This window comes from Sphingomonas sp. HITSZ_GF, assembly GCF_029543155.1.
Taxonomy (GTDB): Bacteria; Pseudomonadota; Alphaproteobacteria; order Sphingomonadales; family Sphingomonadaceae; genus Sphingomonas.
The window spans coordinates 183,072-203,698 of record NZ_JARQXA010000007.1 but is presented as its reverse complement, the minus strand read 5'-3'; the positions used below and the strand labels follow the sequence as shown (position 1 = coordinate 203,698).

The 20,627-nt window shown below is 68.7% G+C and carries 19 protein-coding genes and 1 tRNA gene; 11 read left to right on the top strand and 9 right to left on the bottom strand.

Annotation, left to right across the window (positions count from 1 at the left end; translation table 11 throughout):
* Nucleotides 1-57: 57 nt before the first annotated feature.
* The 5 genes from P6144_RS18790 (at nucleotide 58) to P6144_RS18770 (ending at nucleotide 10,547) form a co-directional block, all read left to right on the top strand.
* Nucleotides 58-6,057 carry an autotransporter-associated beta strand repeat-containing protein gene (locus tag P6144_RS18790; RefSeq protein WP_277769345.1) on the top strand — a complete coding sequence of 2,000 codons (6,000 nt, stop codon included), beginning with the start codon at nucleotides 58-60 and terminating at the stop codon, nucleotides 6,055-6,057.
* 31 nt (nucleotides 6,058-6,088) lie between these two features.
* Complete coding sequence (locus tag P6144_RS18785) at nucleotides 6,089-6,454, top strand: EF-hand domain-containing protein (protein WP_277769344.1); 366 nt, start codon at nucleotides 6,089-6,091, stop codon at nucleotides 6,452-6,454.
* Nucleotides 6,455-6,562: 108 nt separating this feature from the next.
* Nucleotides 6,563-7,747 (top strand): serine hydrolase domain-containing protein, encoded by a 1,185-nt coding sequence (locus P6144_RS18780; protein WP_277769343.1) that lies wholly within the window; start codon nucleotides 6,563-6,565, stop codon nucleotides 7,745-7,747.
* Nucleotides 7,744-8,985, top strand: coding sequence for a DUF1343 domain-containing protein (locus P6144_RS18775; protein WP_277769342.1), 1,242 nt, complete (start codon nucleotides 7,744-7,746; stop codon nucleotides 8,983-8,985). Before P6144_RS18780 ends, P6144_RS18775 begins: the two co-directional genes overlap by 4 nt.
* 8 nt (nucleotides 8,986-8,993) lie before the next feature.
* A complete protein-coding gene (locus tag P6144_RS18770; protein WP_277769341.1) occupies nucleotides 8,994-10,547 on the top strand; it encodes a sodium:solute symporter in 1,554 nt (517 codons plus the stop codon).
* On the opposite strand, the gene P6144_RS18765 is transcribed toward P6144_RS18770, so the two are convergent.
* From P6144_RS18765 to P6144_RS18750, 4 genes are read right to left on the bottom strand one after another with little or no spacing between them, the layout of a single operon-like run.
* On the bottom strand, nucleotides 10,538-11,200 hold the full coding sequence (locus P6144_RS18765) for a hypothetical protein (RefSeq protein WP_277769340.1): 663 nt from the start codon (nucleotides 11,198-11,200) through the stop codon (nucleotides 10,538-10,540). The genes P6144_RS18770 and P6144_RS18765 overlap by 10 nt on opposite strands.
* 33 nt (nucleotides 11,201-11,233) lie before the next feature.
* On the bottom strand, nucleotides 11,234-11,944 hold the full coding sequence (locus P6144_RS18760; protein WP_277769339.1) for a gamma-glutamyl-gamma-aminobutyrate hydrolase family protein: 711 nt from the start codon (nucleotides 11,942-11,944) through the stop codon (nucleotides 11,234-11,236).
* A complete protein-coding gene (epsC, locus tag P6144_RS18755; RefSeq protein WP_277769338.1) occupies nucleotides 11,941-12,897 on the bottom strand; it encodes a serine O-acetyltransferase EpsC in 957 nt (318 codons plus the stop codon). Before epsC ends, P6144_RS18760 begins: the two co-directional genes overlap by 4 nt.
* Nucleotides 12,898-12,905: 8 nt before the next feature.
* The gene (locus P6144_RS18750) at nucleotides 12,906-13,547 is read right to left on the bottom strand and encodes a peroxiredoxin (RefSeq protein WP_277769337.1); all 642 of its coding nucleotides are present in this window, start codon (nucleotides 13,545-13,547) and stop codon (nucleotides 12,906-12,908) included.
* Nucleotides 13,548-13,723: 176 nt separating this feature from the next.
* On the opposite strand from P6144_RS18750, the gene P6144_RS18745 reads away from it, so the two are divergent.
* Nucleotides 13,724-13,912 (top strand): hypothetical protein, encoded by a 189-nt coding sequence (locus tag P6144_RS18745; RefSeq protein ID WP_277769336.1) that lies wholly within the window; start codon nucleotides 13,724-13,726, stop codon nucleotides 13,910-13,912.
* A gap of 2 nt (nucleotides 13,913-13,914) precedes the next feature.
* Here the strand turns inward: P6144_RS18745 and P6144_RS18740 are convergent, their stop codons facing one another.
* Nucleotides 13,915-14,160, bottom strand: a complete 246-nt coding sequence (locus tag P6144_RS18740) for a hypothetical protein (RefSeq protein ID WP_277769335.1) — start codon at nucleotides 14,158-14,160, stop codon at nucleotides 13,915-13,917.
* Entirely contained in the window at nucleotides 14,157-15,224 is a 1,068-nt protein-coding gene (locus P6144_RS18735; protein ID WP_277769334.1) for a Glu/Leu/Phe/Val dehydrogenase dimerization domain-containing protein, read from the bottom strand. The genes P6144_RS18740 and P6144_RS18735 overlap by 4 nt, the downstream gene beginning before the upstream one ends.
* Nucleotides 15,225-15,348: 124 nt before the next feature.
* Between P6144_RS18735 and P6144_RS18730 the strand changes: the two genes are divergently transcribed.
* Nucleotides 15,349-15,816 (top strand): Lrp/AsnC family transcriptional regulator, encoded by a 468-nt coding sequence (locus P6144_RS18730; protein ID WP_277769333.1) that lies wholly within the window; start codon nucleotides 15,349-15,351, stop codon nucleotides 15,814-15,816.
* 15 nt (nucleotides 15,817-15,831) lie between these two features.
* On the opposite strand, the gene P6144_RS18725 is transcribed toward P6144_RS18730, so the two are convergent.
* Both P6144_RS18725 and folK read right to left on the bottom strand, forming a co-directional pair.
* A tRNA-Lys gene (locus tag P6144_RS18725) sits at nucleotides 15,832-15,907 on the bottom strand.
* The gene (gene folK, locus P6144_RS18720; protein ID WP_277769332.1) at nucleotides 15,898-16,398 is read right to left on the bottom strand and encodes a 2-amino-4-hydroxy-6-hydroxymethyldihydropteridine diphosphokinase; all 501 of its coding nucleotides are present in this window, start codon (nucleotides 16,396-16,398) and stop codon (nucleotides 15,898-15,900) included. The genes P6144_RS18725 and folK overlap by 10 nt, the downstream gene beginning before the upstream one ends.
* A gap of 23 nt (nucleotides 16,399-16,421) precedes the next feature.
* On the opposite strand from folK, the gene P6144_RS18715 reads away from it, so the two are divergent.
* From P6144_RS18715 to P6144_RS18705, 3 genes are all read left to right on the top strand, one after another.
* A complete protein-coding gene (locus P6144_RS18715) occupies nucleotides 16,422-17,015 on the top strand; it encodes a uracil-DNA glycosylase (protein ID WP_277769331.1) in 594 nt (197 codons plus the stop codon).
* A gap of 76 nt (nucleotides 17,016-17,091) precedes the next feature.
* Complete coding sequence (locus P6144_RS18710) at nucleotides 17,092-17,373, top strand: hypothetical protein (protein WP_277769330.1); 282 nt, start codon at nucleotides 17,092-17,094, stop codon at nucleotides 17,371-17,373.
* Nucleotides 17,374-17,403: 30 nt separating this feature from the next.
* On the top strand, nucleotides 17,404-17,988 hold the full coding sequence (locus P6144_RS18705; protein ID WP_277769329.1) for a hypothetical protein: 585 nt from the start codon (nucleotides 17,404-17,406) through the stop codon (nucleotides 17,986-17,988).
* Between the two features lie 7 nt (nucleotides 17,989-17,995).
* Here P6144_RS18705 and aguB read toward each other — a convergent pair whose 3' ends face one another.
* Nucleotides 17,996-18,847, bottom strand: a complete 852-nt coding sequence (aguB, locus tag P6144_RS18700) for an N-carbamoylputrescine amidase (protein WP_277769328.1) — start codon at nucleotides 18,845-18,847, stop codon at nucleotides 17,996-17,998.
* Nucleotides 18,848-19,043: 196 nt separating this feature from the next.
* On the opposite strand from aguB, the gene lnt reads away from it, so the two are divergent.
* Nucleotides 19,044-20,582: an apolipoprotein N-acyltransferase gene (lnt, locus tag P6144_RS18695; protein ID WP_277769327.1), complete on the top strand. Its 1,539-nt coding sequence runs from the start codon at nucleotides 19,044-19,046 to the stop codon at nucleotides 20,580-20,582.
* Nucleotides 20,583-20,627 lie beyond the last annotated feature (45 nt).

Genomic DNA, 20,627 nt, shown 5'->3' with positions numbered 1-20,627 from the left:
AACCAGCCCGAGCTGGTCTTAGCCATGCGGCCAAGGCGCCGCGGTGGGGGATGACTCATGACTTTTTCGATCCGCGCTCGCAGCCTGCGCACGCGCCTGCTTCTTTCGGCCTGCTTCGTCGCGCTGCCCGGCACCGCCTATGCACAGACCACGGTATCGGCGCCGCGCACCACCGGCGTGAGCGTGAGCGGTGCGGGCACGGTGACCGTCACCTCGACCGGCTCGATCGTGACGAGCAGCAGCAACCAGGCGGTAAGCGTCAACGGAACCAGCACGGGCACCGGCGTCGTCATCACCAATGACGGCACGATGGAAGTGATCCCCACTGCCAGCAACAGCAGCGGCCGCGGCATCAGCAGCAGCGGCGACTATGCCGACCGCACCACGCTGATCACCAATCGCGGGAGCATCAAATCGGGCAACACCGCGATCCGCTTCTCCGAGACCACGGCGGGCTTCAGCACGGGCACGGTGACCATCGACAATTCGGGCTCGATCCTGAGCACCGGGCTGGATGTGAACGGCGCGCTGACCGTGGCGGGGCGCGGCATCGACCTGGCGGCAACCAAGGTGACGCTGAACGTCATCAACCGCGCCGGCGCAACGATCACCGGATCGCAGGGCATCGTCAGCACCGGCATCGCTATCATCAACAATGCCGGCACGATCACCGGCGTCGCCACCGCATCGACCCAGGGCGAGGGCATCCGCGGCCATAATGGCGGTACGCTCAACCTGACCAACGAAGCGACGGGCGTGATCAGCGGCGCCTTCGGCGTGATCGGCACCGGCGACACCGTGATCGTCAATCGCGGCACGATCACCGGCAGCGATGCCGGCACCGCCTCGCTCACCCGCGAGGGCATCCGCATCAACATGGGCTCGACCGCCTCGGCCAGCGCCAAGATCAACTTCGTTACCCTGGCCGCGGGCAGCACCACCAGCGCGGGCACCGGCAACGGCGCCAGCGGCAACGCCGTGGCCTTTGGCGGCTCGCCGGCCGCGGATTCGGTCAACACGCTGACGATCGAAGTCGGCGCGACGATCAACGGTAACATCTCGATGCCGGGCAGCACCAACTCGACCGACATCCTCAACCTTACCGGTACCGGCACGCAGGTGCTGGTCAACACCAGCGGCGTCGACACGCTCAACGTGCAGGGCGGCACCTGGGGGATCATCAACACCCAGACGCTGCGCAACGGCGCGACGATCTCGGCGGGCGCGACGCTGCGCTTCGACGATCTCGACACGACCAATGGCGGATCGGTGAACGGCGCCATCGTCAACAATGGCACGCTGACCTACAATCGCACGCGCAACCTGCAGACCAGCGGCGCGATCAGCGGCACCGGCGGGCTGCAGCTGATCAACAGCGGCAACCTGACGCTGACGACGGCCAACAGCTATTCGGGCGAGACGATCCTGAGCGGCACCGGCATGCTGCGCACCGGCGTGCTCGAGAACAGCTTCTCGGCAGCTTCGGCAGTAACGATCGGCAGCGACGCGACGCTCGACCTCAACGGCGTCGACACCTCGGGCAGCAGCACGCAGATCGGCTACAACCAGACGATCGGCAACCTCTCGGGCAGCGGCACGGTCGACACGGGTCGCCTCACGGGCGCGACGCTCACCACCGGCGGGCTTGGCGGCGACACGACCTTCTCGGGCGTGGTCGCCTATCTGGGCGGAATCACCAAGGTCGGCACCGGCACCCTGACCCTGTCAGGCAACAACAGCGCAACCGGCGTGCTGGCGATCGACGGAGGCGGCGTTGCGCTGTCGGGTCGCTGGTCGGGCGATGTCACGATGGCGGCGGGCACCAGCCTGTCGGGTGCGGGCCGGATCAATGGCGTGCTCAATGCTTCGGGCGCCACGATCGCGCCGGGCAATGGCGGTGTCGGCACGCTGACCACCGGTGGACTGATCCTGTCCTCGGGCTCGGTGCTGAACTATGATCTCGCCGCGCCGGGCACCGGCGACCGCATCCAGGTGAACGGCGACCTGACGCTCGACGGCACGCTCAACGTCAGCGACGTCGGCGGCTTCGGCGAAGGCGTCTATCGCCTGGTCAACTATACCGGTGCGCTCACCGACAATGGCCTGGTGCTCGGCGGCGTGCCCGCGGGTGCCAATGGCAGCCTGATGACGATCCAGACCTCGGTCGCGACCCAGGTGAACCTGATCTACGGCACGCCGGCGGCGACCACGATCCAGTTCTGGGATGGCACCGACAATTCGGGCGACGGCATCGCGCAGGGCGGCAGCGGCAGCTGGACCAACGCCTTCCCCAACTGGACCGACGCTGCGGGCACGACCAACGACGCCTGGGCCGGCGCGTTCGGCGTGTTCGGCGGCGCGGCGGGCACGGTGACGGTGGACGACGCGATCCTGTTCTCCGGCGCGCAGTTCATGGTCGACGGCTATGAAATCGCGGCGGGCACCGGGGCGCTGACCACCAACACCGCGCTCACCAATATCCGCGTCGATCCGGGCCTGACCGCGACGATCAGCGCCGCGATCACGGGCAGCGGCGGGCTGGTGAAGAACGATGCCGGCACGCTGATCCTCTCCGGCGCCAACAGCTATGCCGGCGCCACCAATGTGCTGGGCGGCACCGTCGTCGCGCTCAACGGCGGCGCGCTGCCGGCGACCACCAATGTCTCGGTCGCATCGGGCGCGACGCTCGACATCCGGGCGGACCAGAGCGTCGGCGGCCTGAACGGCGCGGGCACGGTGCTGCTCGGTGCCGATCTCACCACCGGCGGCCTCAACGCCAATGACAGCTTCACCGGCGCTACGAGCGGCTCTGGCGGGCTGATCAAGACCGGTACCGGCACGCTGACGCTGGGCGGCGCCAACAGCTATCTCGGCGCGACCCAGGTCAATGCCGGCACGCTCCAGCTCGACGGCAGCGTCGCGGGCGCAGTGACCGTTGCGAGCGGCGCGACGCTGAGCGGCGCGGGCAGCGCGGCGGGCGTGGTGACGCTGGCCGATGGCGCGACGCTGGCGGCCGGCGGCGCGGGGGCGGGGGCATTCACCACCGGCGGGCTGGTGCTTTCCTCGGGCTCGGTGCTCGACATGGGGCTGGGCGCACCGAACGTGGCCGGGGTGAGCGACCATATCCAGGTCAATGGCGACCTGGTGCTCGACGGCACGCTCAACGTCACCGATCTCGGCGGCTTCGGCGTCGGCGTCTATCGCCTGATCGACTATACCGGCGGCCTCACCGACAACGGGCTGGTGATCGGCACGCTGCCGGCGGGCGCCAATGCGCCGCACATCAACCTGCAGACCTCGGTCGGCAACCAGGTCAACCTGGTCTATGACAATATCGTCCCCGAGATTCAGTTCTGGGATGGCACCGGCACCAGCGCGAACGGCGCGATCGGCGGCGGTTCGGGCAGCTGGACCAGCGGCACCACCAACTGGACCGACGCCAACGGCACTGCCAACGACAGCTGGGGCGGCCGCTTCGCCGTGTTCCAGGGTGCGGCGGGTACCGTCACCGTCGATGGCGCGCTCAGCGTCACGGGCATGCAGTTCATGACCGACGGCTATGTGATCGCCGCGGGCACCGGCAGCCTGAGCCTGAGCGAGACCCAGACCAACATCCGCGTCGATCCGGGCGTGACTGCGACGATCGGCGCGGGCCTGGGCGGCACCGGCGGGATCAACAAGCTCGACACGGGCACGCTGATCCTGGGCGGGGTCAACAGCTATGCCGGCGCCACCACGATTGCCGGCGGCACGCTGCGGGCCGGCGTGGGCGGCGCGCTGCCGACGGGCACGACGGTGACGATCGCGGCGGGCGCGACGCTCGACCTCGCGGCTTCGCAGACCATCGCCAGCCTGGCCGGCGACGGTGCGGTGACGCTGTCGGGCGGCAGCCTCACCACCGGCGGCGGCAACACCGACACGCGCTATGCCGGCGCGATCAGCGGCAGCGGCGGGCTGACCAAGGCGGGCACCGGCATCTTCACCCTGGCCGGGGTGAACAGCTATACGGGCGCCACCACCGTCTCGGCCGGCACGTTGCGGCTCGAGGGCGGCACGATCGGCAGCGGCGCGCTGAGCGTAGCGAGCGGCGCGACCTTCGACATGAACGGCGCCAATGCCTCGGTCTCCGGGCTGAGCGGTGCCGGACGCATCCTGCTCGGCAGCGGTGCGCTGGCCGCCAATATCGGCAGCACCAGCAGCTATACCGGCGTGATCAGCGGCACCGGCAGCTTCACCAAATCGGGCACCGGCACGCTGACGCTGGGTGCTGCCAACACCTATTCGGGCGGCACCGTGGTGACCGGCGGCACGCTGACCGCGGGGATCACCAATGCCTTCGGCACCGGCACGCTCACCGTCACTGCGCCGGGCGCGGTCAACCTCGCCAACTTCGCGACCACGGTGGGCGGGCTTGCCGGCGACGGCAACATCGCGCTGGGCAGCGCGATCCTCACCGTGAACGGCACCGGATCGACAGTCTATTCGGGCGTACTCTCGGGCACCGGCCGTCTGATCAAGTCGGGTGCAGGCACGCTGACACTGAACGGCGCCAACACCTATACCGGCTCGACCACGATCAACGAGGGCCTGCTGGTGGTGAACGGGTCGCTGGCGGGGACGCTGACGATCGGCGCGAACGGCCGGCTGGGCGGTTCGGGCAAGACGGGTTCGCTCAGCGTCTCGGGCCTGGTGGCGCCGGGCAATTCGATCGGCACGCTCAACGTCGCCGGCAGCCTGACCTTCGCGGCGGGCTCGACCTATCAGGTCGAAGTGTCGCCCACCGGCATCTCGGACCAGATCATCGCCACCGGCACGGTGACGATCAATGGCGGCACCGTCTCGGTGCTGACCGGCGGGCAGACCAACTTCTCGCCGCTCACCACCTATACGATCCTCACCGGTTCGGCGGTGACGGGCACCTTCGGCAGCGTCGTCACCGATCTCGCCTTCCTCACGCCATCGCTGGTCTATAATGCCAGCACCGTGCAGCTCCGCCTGCTGCGCAACGATGTCAGCCTTGGCGCGGTCGCGCAGACGCCGAACCAGGTCGCAGTTGCCGCCGCGGTTGGCGCGAAGAGCTCGGGTGGCGTGTTTGACGCAGTGATCGGGCTCAACGCCGCCGACGCGCGGAACGCGTTCGATCAGCTTTCGGGCGAAGTGTTCACCGCGGGCATGACCGTCGCCGCGCGCGACGGGCATGATGCCGGGCGCGAGCTGATCGGCCGGATCGACGGGCCGCGCGCGCAGAAGCGCAGCTTCTGGATCGCCGGCGAGATGGGCCAGCTCAAGGCAGGCGCGCAGGACGGGCTGGCCGGGTTCGACTCGGATCGCCAAGTGCTGTCGGGCGGCATCGAGATGACCGGCGGCAACCTGCGTTACGGCTTCGCCTATCGCTATGCGAAGAACAAGCTGAGCATGGATGGCGGGCTGGGCGACGTCCGCGTGGCGAGCAATTCGGCCTTTGCCTATCTCGGCTATTCGCTGGGCGGGCTGCGCTTCGCCGGCGGCGTCGGCTATTCGGCGAACACCTTCAACACCGAGCGCCAGGTGCAGTTCGGCAGCCTGTCCAACCACCTGACCTCCGCCGGGGACGGGCACAGCTACACTGCGTTCGGCGAACTCGCCTATGCCCTGCCGCTGGGCGGCGGCGTCCGCGTCAGCCCCTATGCGGGGGTCAGCGTCAATTCGGCGAGCGTCGATCGGGTGCAGGAATGGGGTGGCGCCGCGGCGCTGGTCGCCGGCAAGGCGCGTACCACCACCAGCCTTGCCAGCTACGGCCTGCGCGGCACGGCGCTGATCAACGGCGTGACGCTCACCGGCGATATCGGCGGGCGTACCTATCTCGAAAGTCCCGAGACGCTGCGGAGCTTCCGCTTCGTCGATACCGGCACCGGCTTCACCGCCAGCGGCGCCCAGTTCGGCAAGACGGTGGTGGCCGGCCGCATCGACGCCTCGACCAATGTCGGCCGCTTCGTGCTGGGCCTCGGCCTGCGCGGCGAAACCGGCGAGGGCGGTTCGAGCGTGAGCGCCCGGGCTAGCGCCGGTTTCCGTTTCTGATCAGAACCATCGATCCAAGGAGAGACGAATCATGAAGACGCTGAAGATTGCCATCACCGTGAGCGCGCTGCTGATCTCGGGCCAGGCGCTGGCGCAGAAGGCCGGCCAGACCCGCGCCGAGGCGCAGGCGGCATCGGCCAAGAAGTTCAAGAATCTCGACACCAGTGCCGACGGCAAGGCCAGCCCGGCCGAGCTGATGGCGTTCATGACCAAGGCGGCCGAGAAGCGCGGCGAGACGATGGACCAGGCCAAGGTCGATCGCCGCTTCAAGCGCCTCGACACCGATGGCGACGGCAGCGTGAGCGCCGCCGAGCTGGCCGCCGAGGACCTGGCCAAGTTCGACAAGGCCGATGCCAACAAGAATGGCGTGATCGACGCGGACGAAGCCGCGCAGTAACCGGCCCCGCGCCTTGCCCGCTGGTTATAGCCGGGCAAGGCGCGGTTCCTTGACCCCGTGCCCGCGACCACCCCATGCTGCCGGCGATCGGACAAGCAGGGGAAGCAGATGGTCGCGACGAAACGCCTCAGGGCTCTGGCAGCGGCCGGTGCGCTGTTGTTCTCCTTGCCCCTGGCACCTGCGGTCGCACCGGCATCCCCGGCTGCGGCGCCCGCGCATCGGGTAGATCTCAAACCCGCCTTTGCCGAAGTCGAGGCCTGGGCCGGCAAGGCCTTTCCCGGCGCGGTGCTGGCGGTGGGGCAGCACGGCAAGCTGCTCGCGCTCAAATCCTTCGGCCATATCGACAGCACGGCGAACGCGCCCGCGATGCCGAAGAACGCGATCTTCGACCTGGCCTCGCTCACCAAGGTGGTGGGGACGACCAGCGCGGCGGAGATCCTCTACGATCGCGGCCAGCTCGATCTCGATGCGCCGGTCGCCCGCTACATCCCCGAATTCGCCGGCACCCCCGGCCATGACGCGATCACGGTGCGCCACCTGCTCAGCCACAGCTCGGGCTTCAAGCCCGTCGCCGGGCTGCTCTGGGGGCACGCCAATGACCGCGCCGGCATCCTCAAGCAGATCTACGCGATGCCGGTCGGCAATCCGCCGGGCACCGTCTATGTCTATCAGGACTTCAACCTGATCCTGGTCGGCGAGATCGTCTCGCGGATCACCGGCCAGCCGCTCGACGCCTTCCTCCACAAGGAAGTCTTCGGCCCGCTCGGCATGAAGGACACCGGCTTCAATCCGCCCAAGGGCAAGCTCGCCCGCATCGTGCCGACCGAGCAGGACGACAAATTCCGCCACATGCTGGTGCGCGGCGTGGTGCATGACGAGAACGCCTATGTGATGGGCGGCGTCGCCGGCCATGCCGGGCTGTTCTCCACCGCGGCGGACCTGGCCAAGGTGACCCAGCTCTATCTCGATCACGGCCGCTACAAGGGGCGCCAGATCATCAAGCCGGAGACGATCCGGCTGTTCATGCAGCCCCAGGGCTTGCCGGCGGGCAGTGTCCGTGCGCTGGGCTGGGACATGCCGTTGGAGAACGGCTTCGCCGGCCCGCTCGCCTCGCCACATGCGATTATCCATACCGGCTTCACCGGCACCTCGATCTACATCGATCCGGAGCGCGACGCCTTCATCATCCTGCTCACCAACCGGGTGAACCCGACGCGCGACAATGCCGGGATCTTCAAGGCGCGCCCGGCGATCCACACCGCGGTGCTGACCGCGCTGGATGCCGCCAAGTGACGCGGGCGCTGCTCTTCCTGCTCGCGCTGCTCGTCGCGGGGCCGGCCGCCGCGCAGGTGCACACGGGGATCGACGTGCTGCAGGACACCGGCTTCGCCCAGCTGCGCGACATCGCCGCGCGACACGGCGGCAAGCTGCGCGTCGCGATCCTCGCCAACCCGATCAGCGTCAACCGCGCGGGCAAGCGGACGATCGACGTGCTGCGCACCGAAGGCCAGGCGCGGGTGCCGGGGATGACGGTGGTCAAGCTGTTCAGCGGCGAGCACGGCATCAACGCGCTGACCGACGACATGGACATCGACGACAAGCTCGACAGCACGAGCGGGCTCGAGATCGTCAGCCTCTATGGCCGCACCGATGCCGAGAAGCGCCCCAGCGCCGCGCAACTCGCCGGCGTCGATGCAGTGGTGATCGACCTGCAGGACGCCGGGGTGCGCTATTGGACCTTCCAGACGCTGACCAAATATTTCCTCCAGGCCTGCGCGGCGAACGGCGTCGAGGTGATCGTGCTCGACCGGCCCAATCCGCTGGGCGGGCTGGCGGTGCAGGGGCCGGTCTCCACCCCTGGGACCGAGACCTATACCAACCCCCATTCCGAGCCGATGCGCCCGGGCATGACGATGGGCGAGCTGGCGCGGATGTTCAACGCCGAGGACCGTATCGGCGCGAAGCTCACGGTCGTGCGCATGACCGGGTGGAAGCGTGCCGACTGGTATGACGACACCGGCCTCTTGTGGATCAATCCCTCGCCAAACCTGCGCAGCATCACCCAGGCGACCGCCTATGCCGGCACCGCGTTGCTCGAAGGCACGAACGTCAACATCAAGGGGCCGGGTGAGGCGCCGTTCCTCCGCTTCGGCGCGCCCTGGATCAAGGGCACCGAGCTGGCCGCCTATCTCAACGCCCGCGCGATCCCGGGGGTGAGCTTCCTCGCGGTCACCTATGTGCCCGCCAACGACAAGCTCTATCCCTTTGCCGGGCAGCGCGTGCAGGGCGTCGAAGTGATCCTCCACGATCGCAACCGGCTCGATGCGCCGTTGCTCGGGGTCGAGGCGGTTGCGGCGCTGTGGAAGCTCTATGGCACCGCCTTCCAGATCGAGAAGGTCGACCGGCTGCTGCGCAATCGCGCCGCGCTCGACCAGATCAAGGCGGGGGTCGATCCGAGCAAGGTCGCCGCCGGCTGGCAGGCCGAGCTGACCCGCTTCAAGGCGCGGCGCGCGCGCTACCTGCTCTACTGAGGACGGCCATGCACCTGCCTTTCAGCCTGACCGACTGGATCGTCGTCCTTCTCTACCTTGCGCTGCTGATCGTCGGCGGCTGGTGGTTCACCCCGCGGCATACCGGCACGGCCAAGGAATATTTCCTGGCCGGCGGCAACGTGCCTGCCTGGCTCGCCGCGATCTCGGTGCTGTCCGCAACCCAGTCCGCCGCGACGTTCCTCGGTGCGCCGGACTTCGGCTATCATGGCGACTTCACCTATCTCGGCACCAATCTGGGCGGGCTGATCGGCGCGATCTTCGTTGCGCATGTGCTGATCCCGCGCTTCTATGCGGCGCGGGTGACGACGGTGTACGAGCTGCTCGGCCAACGCTTCGGCCCGCTGGCGACGCGCTGGGCGGGCGGCATGTTCCTGTTCGGCCGGGTGCTGGCCGGCGGCGCGCGCATCTATCTCGCCGCGATCGCCATCGCGATGGTGATCGCCGGCACGGTCAACGCCCAGACGATCTTCATCGCCGCCACCGTGCTGGTTGCCGCGGCCTTCCTGTCGACCTTTGTCGGCGGGCTGAAATCGGTGCTCTGGATCGACCTCGTCCAGTTCGTGATCTTCGTCGGCTCGGCGATCGCGGTGCTGGTCTTTCTCCGCTCGGGCATCCCGGCGACCAATGCCGAGATCCTCCAGGGCCTGGCGCATGCGCCGGGCGGCGCCGACAAGCTCAGGCTGTTCGACCTGACCACCGATCTCTCCAAGCCCTTCTCGCTGCTCGCGATCGTCACCGGCATCGCGCTGCTCTACATCGCCTCCTCGGGCCTCGACCAGGATACCACCCAGCGCCTGCTCGCCTGCAAGGACGCGAAGACCGGCGCGCGCAGCCTCTATTGGTCGGTGATCGCCACCGTGCCGGTGGTGGCGCTGTTCATCACCATCGGGCTGCTGCTCCACGTCTTCTACGATCGCCCCGAGCTGATGGGCGGCAGCACTGCCGCAGCCGGCGCGCTGTTCGACGGCGAGAAGATCAGCATCTTCATGCACTATATCCTCACCCAGCTGCCGCCGGGCCTGCGCGGGCTGGTCACCGCCGGGATCATCGCCGCCGCGGTGGCGACGACCAACTCGGCGCTCAACGCGATGTCGTCGGTGCTGATCGAGGATTTCTACCGTCCCTGGCGCAGCGGCCGCGGCGCGGTCGACGAGCATCATTATGTCCAGGCGGGCCGTGCCGGGATGGGCGTGATTGGCGTGGCGATGCTGATCGTCGCGGTGCTCAGCTTCTACTGGCAGCATTATGCCAAGCTCGGGCTGCTGGAATTCGCGCTGTCGGTGATGGTGTTCGCCTATGCCGGGCTGATCGGCGTCTATATGACGGCGATCTTCACGACGCGCGGCAGCACGGCCTCGGTGATCGCAGCGCTGATCGCGGGCTTCGTCGTGGTGCTGCTGCTCCAGCCGCTGGTCGCCGCGGGGATCGGCCTGCCGAGCATGCTGCAGCACCTGGCCTTCCCCTACCAGCTTTGCGCCGGCACGGTGGTGGCGTTCCTGGTCGCGGTGGCACCGGCGGGCCCGCGGATCGCTCAGGAGTGATGCCCGGTATCCGAATTGTCGTCGTGGCCGCCGCCGCCCAGGCCCAGCCCAGCACCCATCCCCATTCCCAGGCCGGCACCCGCGCCGCCGCTGCCGCCGCCCTTCTCATTGCCGCCGCCCCTGTCGTTTTTGCCGCCGGCCCCTGAAGGCCGGGTGGGCCCTTGGGGCGGGATGGCCAGGTCGCGGGGGATCGGATCGAGATCGAGCGCGTCACGGATGAACGCGCGAAGGGACACGACCAGTTCGTGCGTGTGGACCGGCCGGCCCGCCACCAGTTCGTTGACCGCCTGGGTTGCGAGGCGGACCTGTTGTTCGGTGCCGAGCAGGATGATGTCCGACAGCGCCGCCTCCACCGCGTCGCGGATCCGGCGCGGGCGATCGGATAGCGAGACCGGCTCGGGCGTCGCGCTGCGCAGCTCGCGCAGATGGCGGGGATCGACGGCAAGGTCGCCGGTGAAGGATCCCCCGATCGCGCGATAGGCGGCGATCAGCGTGCGTAGCCGCTCGTTGATCTGGCGGTTCATCCGCTCGCGCCGGCGCTGGACGGTGAGCATCATCGCCAGGCGTATGCCGACGCCGACCAGCGTGACCAGCACCAGCCCGACCAGGGTGGCGGCAATGCTCTGCCAGGAGCTGATGTCGATATTGCGCATGCTGGCGCCAACTCCGCAGGCGGCGAATGGTTCTCAGGCGGCCAGCGCTTCGCCGATCAGCTGGAAGAAGGCGCGGCTGCCAGCCTGGCGCTCGACATCCCATTCGGGGTGCCATTGCACCGCCAGCACCTGCGCGCCATTGGGCCGCGCGGAGAAGCCCTCGACCAGCCCATCTTCGGGCGACAGCGCCTCGACATCGAGGCCCGCGCCCAGCCGGTCGATCCCCTGGCGGTGCACCGAATTGACCGCGAGCCGGCGCGCGCCGGTGGCGCGGGCGAGCAGGCCGGTCTCGCGGAGCGTCACGTCATGGCCATGGGCGAACAGGCATTCGAAGGGGCGGTCCTCGTCGGCGAGATGATGCCCGTCCAGGTCGCCGCGCAGCGTGCCGCCGAACAGCACGTTGAGCTCCTGCAGGCCGCGGCAGATGCCGAACACCGGTTGCCCGGCCTCGATCATCGCATCGGCCAGCGCGAGCGCCACTTCGTCGCGCGCCTCGTCGAGCGGAGTCTGGTCCCGATGCCCGCCATAGCGCGCGGCGGCGACGTTCGAGCGCGATCCGGTGAGCAGCAGCCCGTCGAGCCGCCTGGCGATCGATCGTGCGTCGAGCGTGTCGGCCAGCGCCGGCACCAGCAGCACATTGGCATCGGAGAGCCTGGCCAGCGGCGCGATGAAGCGGCTCGCCACGGCCTGGATCGGCCGCTCGGCAAACTCGTTGCAGCACAGTACGCCGATCAGCGGCTTCATGCGCCGTGCTCCGCCAGCCGTGCGCCGATGCGGTCGGCCTGTGCCGCCTCCAGCCGCACCGCCCCCGGCTGGACCACCACCGAATGGGCGGGCACGTCGTCGAGCAGCCAGACATTGCCGCCGATCGTGCTGCCCCGCCCGATGGTGACGCGGCCGAGGATCGTCGCGCCGGCATAGACGATCACGTCGTCCTCCAGGATCGGATGGCGGGCGAGCCGGTGGCGCGGACCGGCCGGCGCCAGGCCAAGCGGGCTGCGGCCGCCCAGCGTGACGTGCTGGTAGAGGCGCACGTTGCGGCCGATGATCGCAGTCTCGCCGATCACCACGCCGGTGCCATGGTCGATGAAGAAGCTCGGCCCGATCGTCGCGCCCGGATGGATGTCGATGCCGGTGCGGGCATTGGCCAGTTCGGAGACGATCCGCGCGACGATCACGGCGCCCAGTGCGTGCAATTCGTGCGCGATCCGGTGATGGCGGATCGCCAGCGCGCCGGGATAGGAGATCAGGATCTCGTCGACGCTGCGCGCTGCGGGATCGCCGACGAAGGCTGCCTCGACGTCCAGATCGATCGCCGCGCGGATCTCGGGCAGCGTCGCCGCGAACAGGCGGACGATCGCCTCGGCCTGGTCCGGATCGAAGCGCTGATCGGATTCGCGCTGCCAATAATCGAGCTCGGCGGCGACTTCTTCCTCGAGCAGCGCGAAGGCGCGGCCCAGCCGCTCGGCGACGAAATCATCCTCGCGCGCCGGGCCGCCGCGAAAGCCGCCGAGCCGGGCGGGGAACAGCGCGGCGGAGAGATGCTCCATGGCCTCGGCCAGCGCGGCGGGGGCGGGGAAGCGCGTCACCGCATGGCGCCCGGCCTGGCGATCCCGCCAAGCCGAGCGCGCGGCATTGAGCGCCGAGACCGCATGCGCGATCTCCTGGCCGAACGGCGACAGGGGTGGGGCCGTCACGGCGTGGCTCAATGCACCAGCCCGGGCTGCGCCACGGTGCGCAGATAGGGCGCGTGCTCGGTCCAGCCGGCGGGGAACAGCGCGCGCGCTTCGTCCGCGCCTACCGAGGGCACGATGATCACGTCCTCGCCCTGCTTCCAGTCGGCCGGCGTCGCGACCTTGTGCGTGTCGGTGAGCTGCAGGCTGTCGATCGTGCGCAGGATCTCATCGAAATTGCGCCCGGTCGAGGCGGGGTAGGTGAGGGTGAGCCGCACGCGTTTCTGCGGATCGATCACGAACACGGTGCGCACCGTCACCGTGTCCGACGCGTTGGGATGGATCAGGCCGAGCAGCTCGGAGATGCGCCGGTCGACATCGGCGAGCAGCGGGAAGTTGAGCGAAACCCCTTGCGTGCGGGCAATGTCGTTCGCCCAGTCGAGATGCCGGTCGACTGCATCGACCGACAGGCCGATCACCTTCGCCCCGCGCCGGTCGAACTCGGGCTTCAGCCGCGCGACCGCGCCCAGCTCGGTGGTGCAGACCGGAGTGAAGTCGCGCGGATGCGAGAACAGCACCACCCAGTCCTTGCCCGTCCAGTTGTAGAAATTGAGCGTGCCGAAGGTCGATTCCTGGGTGAAGTCGGGAACGGTGTCGAAGAGCTTGAGCGACATGCGGGTCACCTCGCGCGGGAGTTTCAGGCCGGTAGTGTGCGCGAGAATATCCTACTAATCTAGTAGGTGAATAAACAAATGCTTCTGGGCCGCCATGGCGAAACTAGGGGACGGGGGCGGAACAACCCGGCGGGGCTCCGAGTTGTTGGCGGATGCCACAACCCAGGGAGAACGCCATGTCCAAGTCCATCATCGAGCGCGGGCTGGAGCTGGCGAACAGCGGTGCCTATCGCCGTGTCGAGGAAATCGAGCGCGAGGTCTCGTTCGAGGGCTATCTCAATGCCTCGCAATATTTCGCCGCGCCCAGCTTCCGCAAGCAGCTGCGCGGGCTGATGCAGTCGGCGCGGATCAGCCGAGGCGCCTGAGCTTAGAGCGGCACGCCGTCGAGCGCGACTGCCTCGACGCCGATACACCGCGCCATCTTCTCCGCCAGGATCGCGCCCGTCCGCCCGCCGGGATCGGCGAGGTCGAGGCACAGCCGCATCGTGCCCGATGCGACGCGCACCGCCATGTCGGGCGCGGCAAGGTCCTGCTGCGCGAGCAGGCCGATCAGGCGGCAAAGCAGGGCCGCGCTCGGCTCGGCAGTGATGTCGAAGCGCATCGCGGGGTTCATGCCGCCTCGAGCACCGGGCTGGCCGGGGCGGCGGTGATCCGCGCCCGCGCCAGCGCATCGGCGGCGCGGTGCGGGGCCAGCCCTTCGCGTGCGGCATGGCCGAGCACTGCGCCCAGCCGCAGGCCGGTGGCATGGACGCGCCTTGCCACTTCGTCGACGCTCCAGCCCAGATATTCGCCGGCGACGCTGATGATCCCGCCGGCATTCACCACATAATCGGGCGCATAGAGGATGCCGCGATCGGCGAGGCGGTCGCCGTCCTCGGGGGTGGCGAGGACATTGTTGGCGGCGCCGCAGACCACGCGGGCGCGCAGCCGGGACACGGCCTCCTGGTCGAGCACGCCGCCCAATGCGCAGGGAGCGAAGATCGCGCAGCGGGCGTCGAGGATCGAGTCCCGGCCCATGATCTCGGCATCGTAGCGACAGGCGATCTCGGCGGCGACGCCGGGGCGCGGCTCGGCGACGATCAGTCGCGCGCCGGCCTCGTGCAGCATCCCGCACAGCGCCGAGCCGACATGGCCCAGCCCCTGCACCGCGACGCGCAGACTCTTGAGCTCGCTGCCGAGCTGGCGCCGTGCCGCTTCCTCCATCGCGAGGAACACGCCGCGTGCGGTGCAGGGCGAGGGATCGCCGCCCGGTCGCCCGCCCTGTACCGGCAGGCCGGCAACGTGGCGGGTCTCGCCGCGCACCACTTCCATGTCGGCGACGCCGGTGCCGGCATCCTCGGCAGTGACGTAATCGCCCTCCAGTCGTGCCACGGCCCGGCCAAAGGCGGCGAACAGCCGGCGCCGGTCGACGCTGCCCTGGGGCAGAGCGAGCACCGCCTTGCCGCCGCCCAGCGGCAGATCGGCCATCGCGTTCTTGTAGGTCATGCCTTCGGCCAGCCGCATCGCGTCGCCCATCAGCGCCGCATGGTCGGCATAGCGCCACAGCCTGCATCCGCCCGCGGCGGGTCCGCGCCGGGTCGAATGCAGCACGATCACGCCCCGCAGCCCGGCATCGTCGTCGCGCAGCACATGCACGCTCTCCGGTGGGGTGGCGGAAACTTGCGGGGTATCGACCATGGAAAGGCTCCTGAAATTCCAGGGCGACTCTTTCATGATTTGGCGGGATAATCTGGCCTTCTTTGCAGATTCTCGCCAGCTGTCGGCAAGGATTGACCTGAATCTGCGACATCGGAGAAAAGATTTGCCTGCGGACCTCGATCCCTTCGAACGCAAGATCCTCCAGGTGCTGCAGGAAGACGCCTCGATGCCCACCGCCAGGCTGGGCGAGATGGTCGGCCTGTCGAGCTCGCCCTGCTGGCGCCGCGTCGACCGGCTGGAGAAGGACGGGATCATCACCCGGCGCGTCGCGCTGGTCGATCGCCAGAAGATCGGGCTCAACGCGCACATCTTCGCGCAGATCAAGCTCAACGCGCATGGCCGCGCCAATCTCGACGAATTCGCCGAGGCGATCCGCTCGTTCCCCGAAGTGCTCGAGGCCTATGTGCTGATGGGCGTGTTCGACTTCATGCTGCGCATCGTCGCCGCCGATATCGACGCCTATGAGCGCTTCTTCTTCACCAAGCTCTCCAAGCTGCCCGGCGTACAGGAAATCAACTCCACCGTGGCGCTGAGCCAGGTCAAGGCGACGACGGCGCTGCCGATTCCGTGAGATTTCTGGAGAGGGTGGTGGGTCCGCCGGGATTCGAACCCGGGACCTCTCGATTAAAAGTCGCTTGCTCTACCGACTGAGCTACGGACCCACACCGGCCCTGCCCCTAGATGCGGGCACCGGGCGGGTCAACCGGGCGCGAAGCTGGCGGATGGTGCGGCCGGTCACCGGATCGCGCCATTCGGGGGCTACCCGGACCAGCGGCGCCAGCACGAAATCGCGCTCGCGGAACAGCCGGTGCGGCACGGTGAGCCCGGGCTCGCCCCAACTCCCGCCCGACCACAGCACGATATCCAGGTCGATCACCCGCGCCGCCCAGTTCCGCCCGCGCCGCCGGCCGAAGCGCCGCTCGATCGCCTTGAGCTGCCGAAGCAGGGCGGGCGGCTCGGCATCGCTCGCCAGTAGCGCCACCGCATTGGCGAAGCGCCGCTTCGAGGGGCCGAGCGGCGGCGTCTGGAGGATCGGCGAGACCGCGGTCACCCCGTCCAGCGCCGCGATCGCCGCCAGCACCTCGCGCACCGGGCCGCCATGGCGGCCCGGCCGGTTCGATCCGATTGCGATGGCATAGCTTGTCCTCGGCACGGTCCCGCGACTATCGCGCCGGGATGACCGAGCCAAGCCGCGATTGCCCGCTCTGCCCGCGCCTGGTGGCGCTGCGTACCGAGCTGCGCGCGGCGCATCCCGATTGGTGGAACGCGCCGGTGCCGACGCTGGGCAGCCTCGACGCGCCGATCGCGATCGTTGGCCTCGCCCCCGGCAAGCACGGCGCCAACCGCACCGGCCGTGCCTTTACCGGCGATGCCTCGGGCGACCTGCTGTTCGCGACGCTGCGCAAGTTCGGGTTGGCCGAAGGCGACGAACCCCGCGGCGTGGCGATCCTCAACGCGGTCCGCTGCCTGCCGCCCGAGAACAAGCCCGAGCCCGCCGAGATCCATGCCTGCCGCCCGTTCCTCGCCGCCGAACTCAAGGCGCCGGTAGTGATCGCGCTCGGCCAGATCGCCCACCAGTCCGCAGTCAAGGCGATGGGCGGCAAGCTGCCCAAGCATCGCTTCGCGCACGGCGCCGAGCATCGCATGCACAAGGGGCAGCTGCTGCTCGATAGCTATCACTGCTCGCGCTACAACCAGAATACCGGCCGGCTGACCCCCGAGATGCTCGAGGCGGTGGTGGCGCGCGCGGTGGCGCTCAGCGGCGCATAGCACCGGATCGGTTGCATCTCGCGGCGCGACGGGTGACGGAAAAGCTGCTAGCAAGGCTCTCAGCAAAGGAGAGCCCATGCGTATCGCCGTCCTCGCTTTCGCCCTGCTGCCTGCCGCCGCCATCGCCGGTGAGCGCGCCGCGCCGCTTCCAGCCTCGCATTTCGCGCTGCCCGCCACGCCCAAGGCGCAGTGCCAGAACGCGCGCAGCAACTATGCTGCGTCCGCCGGTGAGCCTGTGCGCATGCGCCGCCTCGATCAGGAACCGCGCGCTGGCCAGTATCTCGGTGTGCTGCGCATGGAGGACGGCTGCGACCTGCCGGTGAAGATCGCCGACGAGGTGGGCGACAAGCAGCGCTGAGCGGCAAGCCTTCGTTGTAGCCGCGACTCGATGATCCTCGCCCTGCTCCTGGCCGGTGCATTCCAGACGGCGCCGCCCCCAGCGCTGCCGCTGTCGCTCCGAACGGCAGCCGAGCGGGTATCGCGATGCGGGTTGGGCCGGGCGCGGGTGCGTTACGACAAGGATCTGCAGTTCGAAGTGCTGGTTCTGAGCGGTCGGAGCCAGGCAAGCGACGCCCAGCTCGCCTGCGTCGATCTTGCTTCCGGCTATTTCCATGTCGAATTACACCTGGCGTTGCGGGCGCGCTTTTATGCGATCAGCATTGCCCGGCTCACCGAAGCGATGAAACCGCAGGCGCGGGAATGGTTCGCGGCGCGGGGTTTGCTCGATCAGGTGCCTCACTATCAGCGCGGTGCCGACAGCGACCTGGCCTTTGCCCGGTCGCTCGAGCGGCTATGCGGTCCTGAAGCTGCAGGCGCGCTCGATACCGCAGAGGATGGCCATAGCTACAGCCGCGAATGGCTGGCGCGGCAGGATTCCGGGCAAGCCAATGACGCCTCGACCTGCCTGTTCAACGCTGCCCTGCTGTCCGGCTTTCCACTCGGCATGCTCGGCAACGAAGCGGCCACGCCCTAGGCGGCCCTCAGATATCCTGGACCAGCCGGCCGTACAGCTCGGGCCGGCGATCGCGGAAGAAGCCGAAGGCGGCGCGGTGGCGCTTGGCCAGCGTCAGATCGAGCTTCGCGGTGATCACGCCTTCCTCCTCGCGGCCCAGCTCGGCGAGGATGTCGCCGCGCTCGTCGGTGATGAAGCTGGTGCCGTAGAAAGTCTGACCATGCTCGGTGCCGATGCGATTGGCGGCGACCACCGGCACGACGTTCGACACGGCATGCCCCACCATCGCCCGGCGCCAAAGGCGCGCGGTGTCGAGGCTGTCGTCATGCGGCTCGCTGCCGATCGCGGTCGGGTAGAACAGGATGTCGGCGCCCATCAGCATCATCGCGCGCGCGGTCTCGGGATACCATTGGTCCCAGCACACGCCGACGCCGAGCGTGGTCTTGTCGGGCCCGTTCCACACCTTGAACCCGGTATTGCCGGGGCGGAAATAGAACTTCTCCTCATAACCGGGGCCATCGGGGATGTGGCTCTTGCGATAGACGCCGGCGATCTTGCCGTCCGGGTCGATCATCGCGAGGCTGTTGTAATAATGATGGCCATCGAGCTCGAAGAAGCTGGTCGGGATGTGGATCTTCAGCTCGCGCGCCAGTTCCTGCATCGCCAGCACCGACTTGTGCTCGGCGGTTGGCCTGGCGTTGGCGAACAGCCCCTCGTCCTCGACCCGGCAGAAATATTCGCCTTCGAACAATTCGGGCGGCAGCACCACCTGCGCGCCGCGCGACGCCGCTTCGCGAACCAGGCGCGACACGTGCGCGATGTTCGCGTCGATATCGTTGGAAAAGGCGAGCTGCAGAGCAGCGACGGTGATCTCGGTCATGGCGCGGCATGTAATGCGGTCGCCCGGGATTCGCCACCCGATGCATTCCGCATATCCGTCACCCCGGCCTTGTGCCGGGGTCCACCGGGAGGCAAGTCATGAACAAGAGGCTCTATTGTCAGTCCGGGAGGCGTGGTGGACCCCGGCACAAGGCCGGGGTGACGGCGAGGGGAGCGATCGGTTAAGCACGCTTCCGATGCTGACCCGCCCCCTGATCGCCGCGCTGCTTGCCGGCTTCCTTTCTGCCACCGGCTTCGCCCCGCTCGACTGGTGGCCGGTGACTTTGGCCTGCCTGGCGGTGCTGCTGCACCTGACCTGGCATGCGCCGAGCCTGAAATCGGCGCTGCTGCGCGGCTGGGTATTCGGCGTCGGGCATTTCACCCTGGGCAACAACTGGATCCAGCACGCCTTCGACTATCAGGACAAGATGCCGCCGGTGCTCGGCTATTTCGCCGTGCTGCTGCTCGCGCTCTATTTGGCGGTATATCCGGCGATCGCGATGGGGCTGGCCTGGCGGTTCGCGCGATCGGTGAAGGCGCGCTGGAACGAGCCGGACATCGCCTTCGTGCTCGCCGCCGCCGCCGCCTGGATCCTCGGCGAATATCTGCGCGGCACGCTGTTCACCGGCTATCCGTGGAACCCGATGGGGGTGATCTGGGTCGCCACGCCGATCGCGCAGCTCGCGGCCTGGATCGGGACCTATGCGCTGTCGGGCCTCACCCTGCTCGTCGCCGGTGCGCTCTATCTCGCGACCCAGCGCCAGTATCGCGTGCCGGTGGTCATCGCGGCGGCGCTGATCGCCTTCGGCTTCGCGCTCCATCCCGGCCAGCCGGTCGAGGACATGACGCGGCCGCATGTCCGCATCGTCCAGCCCAATATCGGCCAGGACGGCGTCGATGCGCCGGACTATGCCCCACGCGTCCTGAACAAGCTCGCCGAATGGAGCGGCCAGCCGCACGGCGTGCCGCGCCTCGTCGTCTGGCCCGAGGGCATGGTCAACTATCTGATCGAGGACGGCTATCCGCGCGAATATTATCGCCAGGCCGATCCGCGCTGGGTGCGCGGGCGGATCGGCGGGCTGCTCGGCCCGCAGGACCGCGCGATGGTGGGCGGCAACGCGCTGTTCTTCGCGGGGAACGAAGTCTCCGGGGTCGGCAATTCGGTGTGGGTGGTCGATCCCGCCGGCATGCTCGGCGCGCGCTACGACAAGGCGCATCTGGTGCCGTACGGCGAATATCTGCCGATGCGCACGCTGCTGGCGCCGCTCGGCCTGGCCCGGCTGGTCATGGGCGATTTCGACTTCCTGCCCGGCCCCGGTCCGAAGACGCTGGACGTGCCGGGGTTCGGAAAGTCGGGCGTGGCGATCTGCTACGAGATCATCTTCTCGGGCCAGATCGTCGATCGCCGCAACCGGCCGGACTTCCTGTTCAACCCCTCGAACGATGCCTGGTTCGGCAGCTGGGGGCCGGTGCAGCACCTGGCCCAGGCGCGGCTGCGCGCGATCGAGGAGGGGCTGCCGATCCTGCGGGCGACGCCTACCGGCATCTCGGCGGTGATCGATGCGCGCGGCCGGCTGATCGGCACGGTGCCGGCAGGGCAGGAGGGGGCGATCGAGGCGCCGCTTCCCGCGCCGCTGCCCGCGACCCTCTTCGCCCGGCTCGGCAACTGGCTCGCGCTGATCGCCGGGCTCGCTTCCGTAGTCTTGGCAATTGCGTTCCGGCGCCTGGCCCGCTAGGGCGGCATATAAGGAAAGCTTTATATGGCATGGCAACGGCCGCGC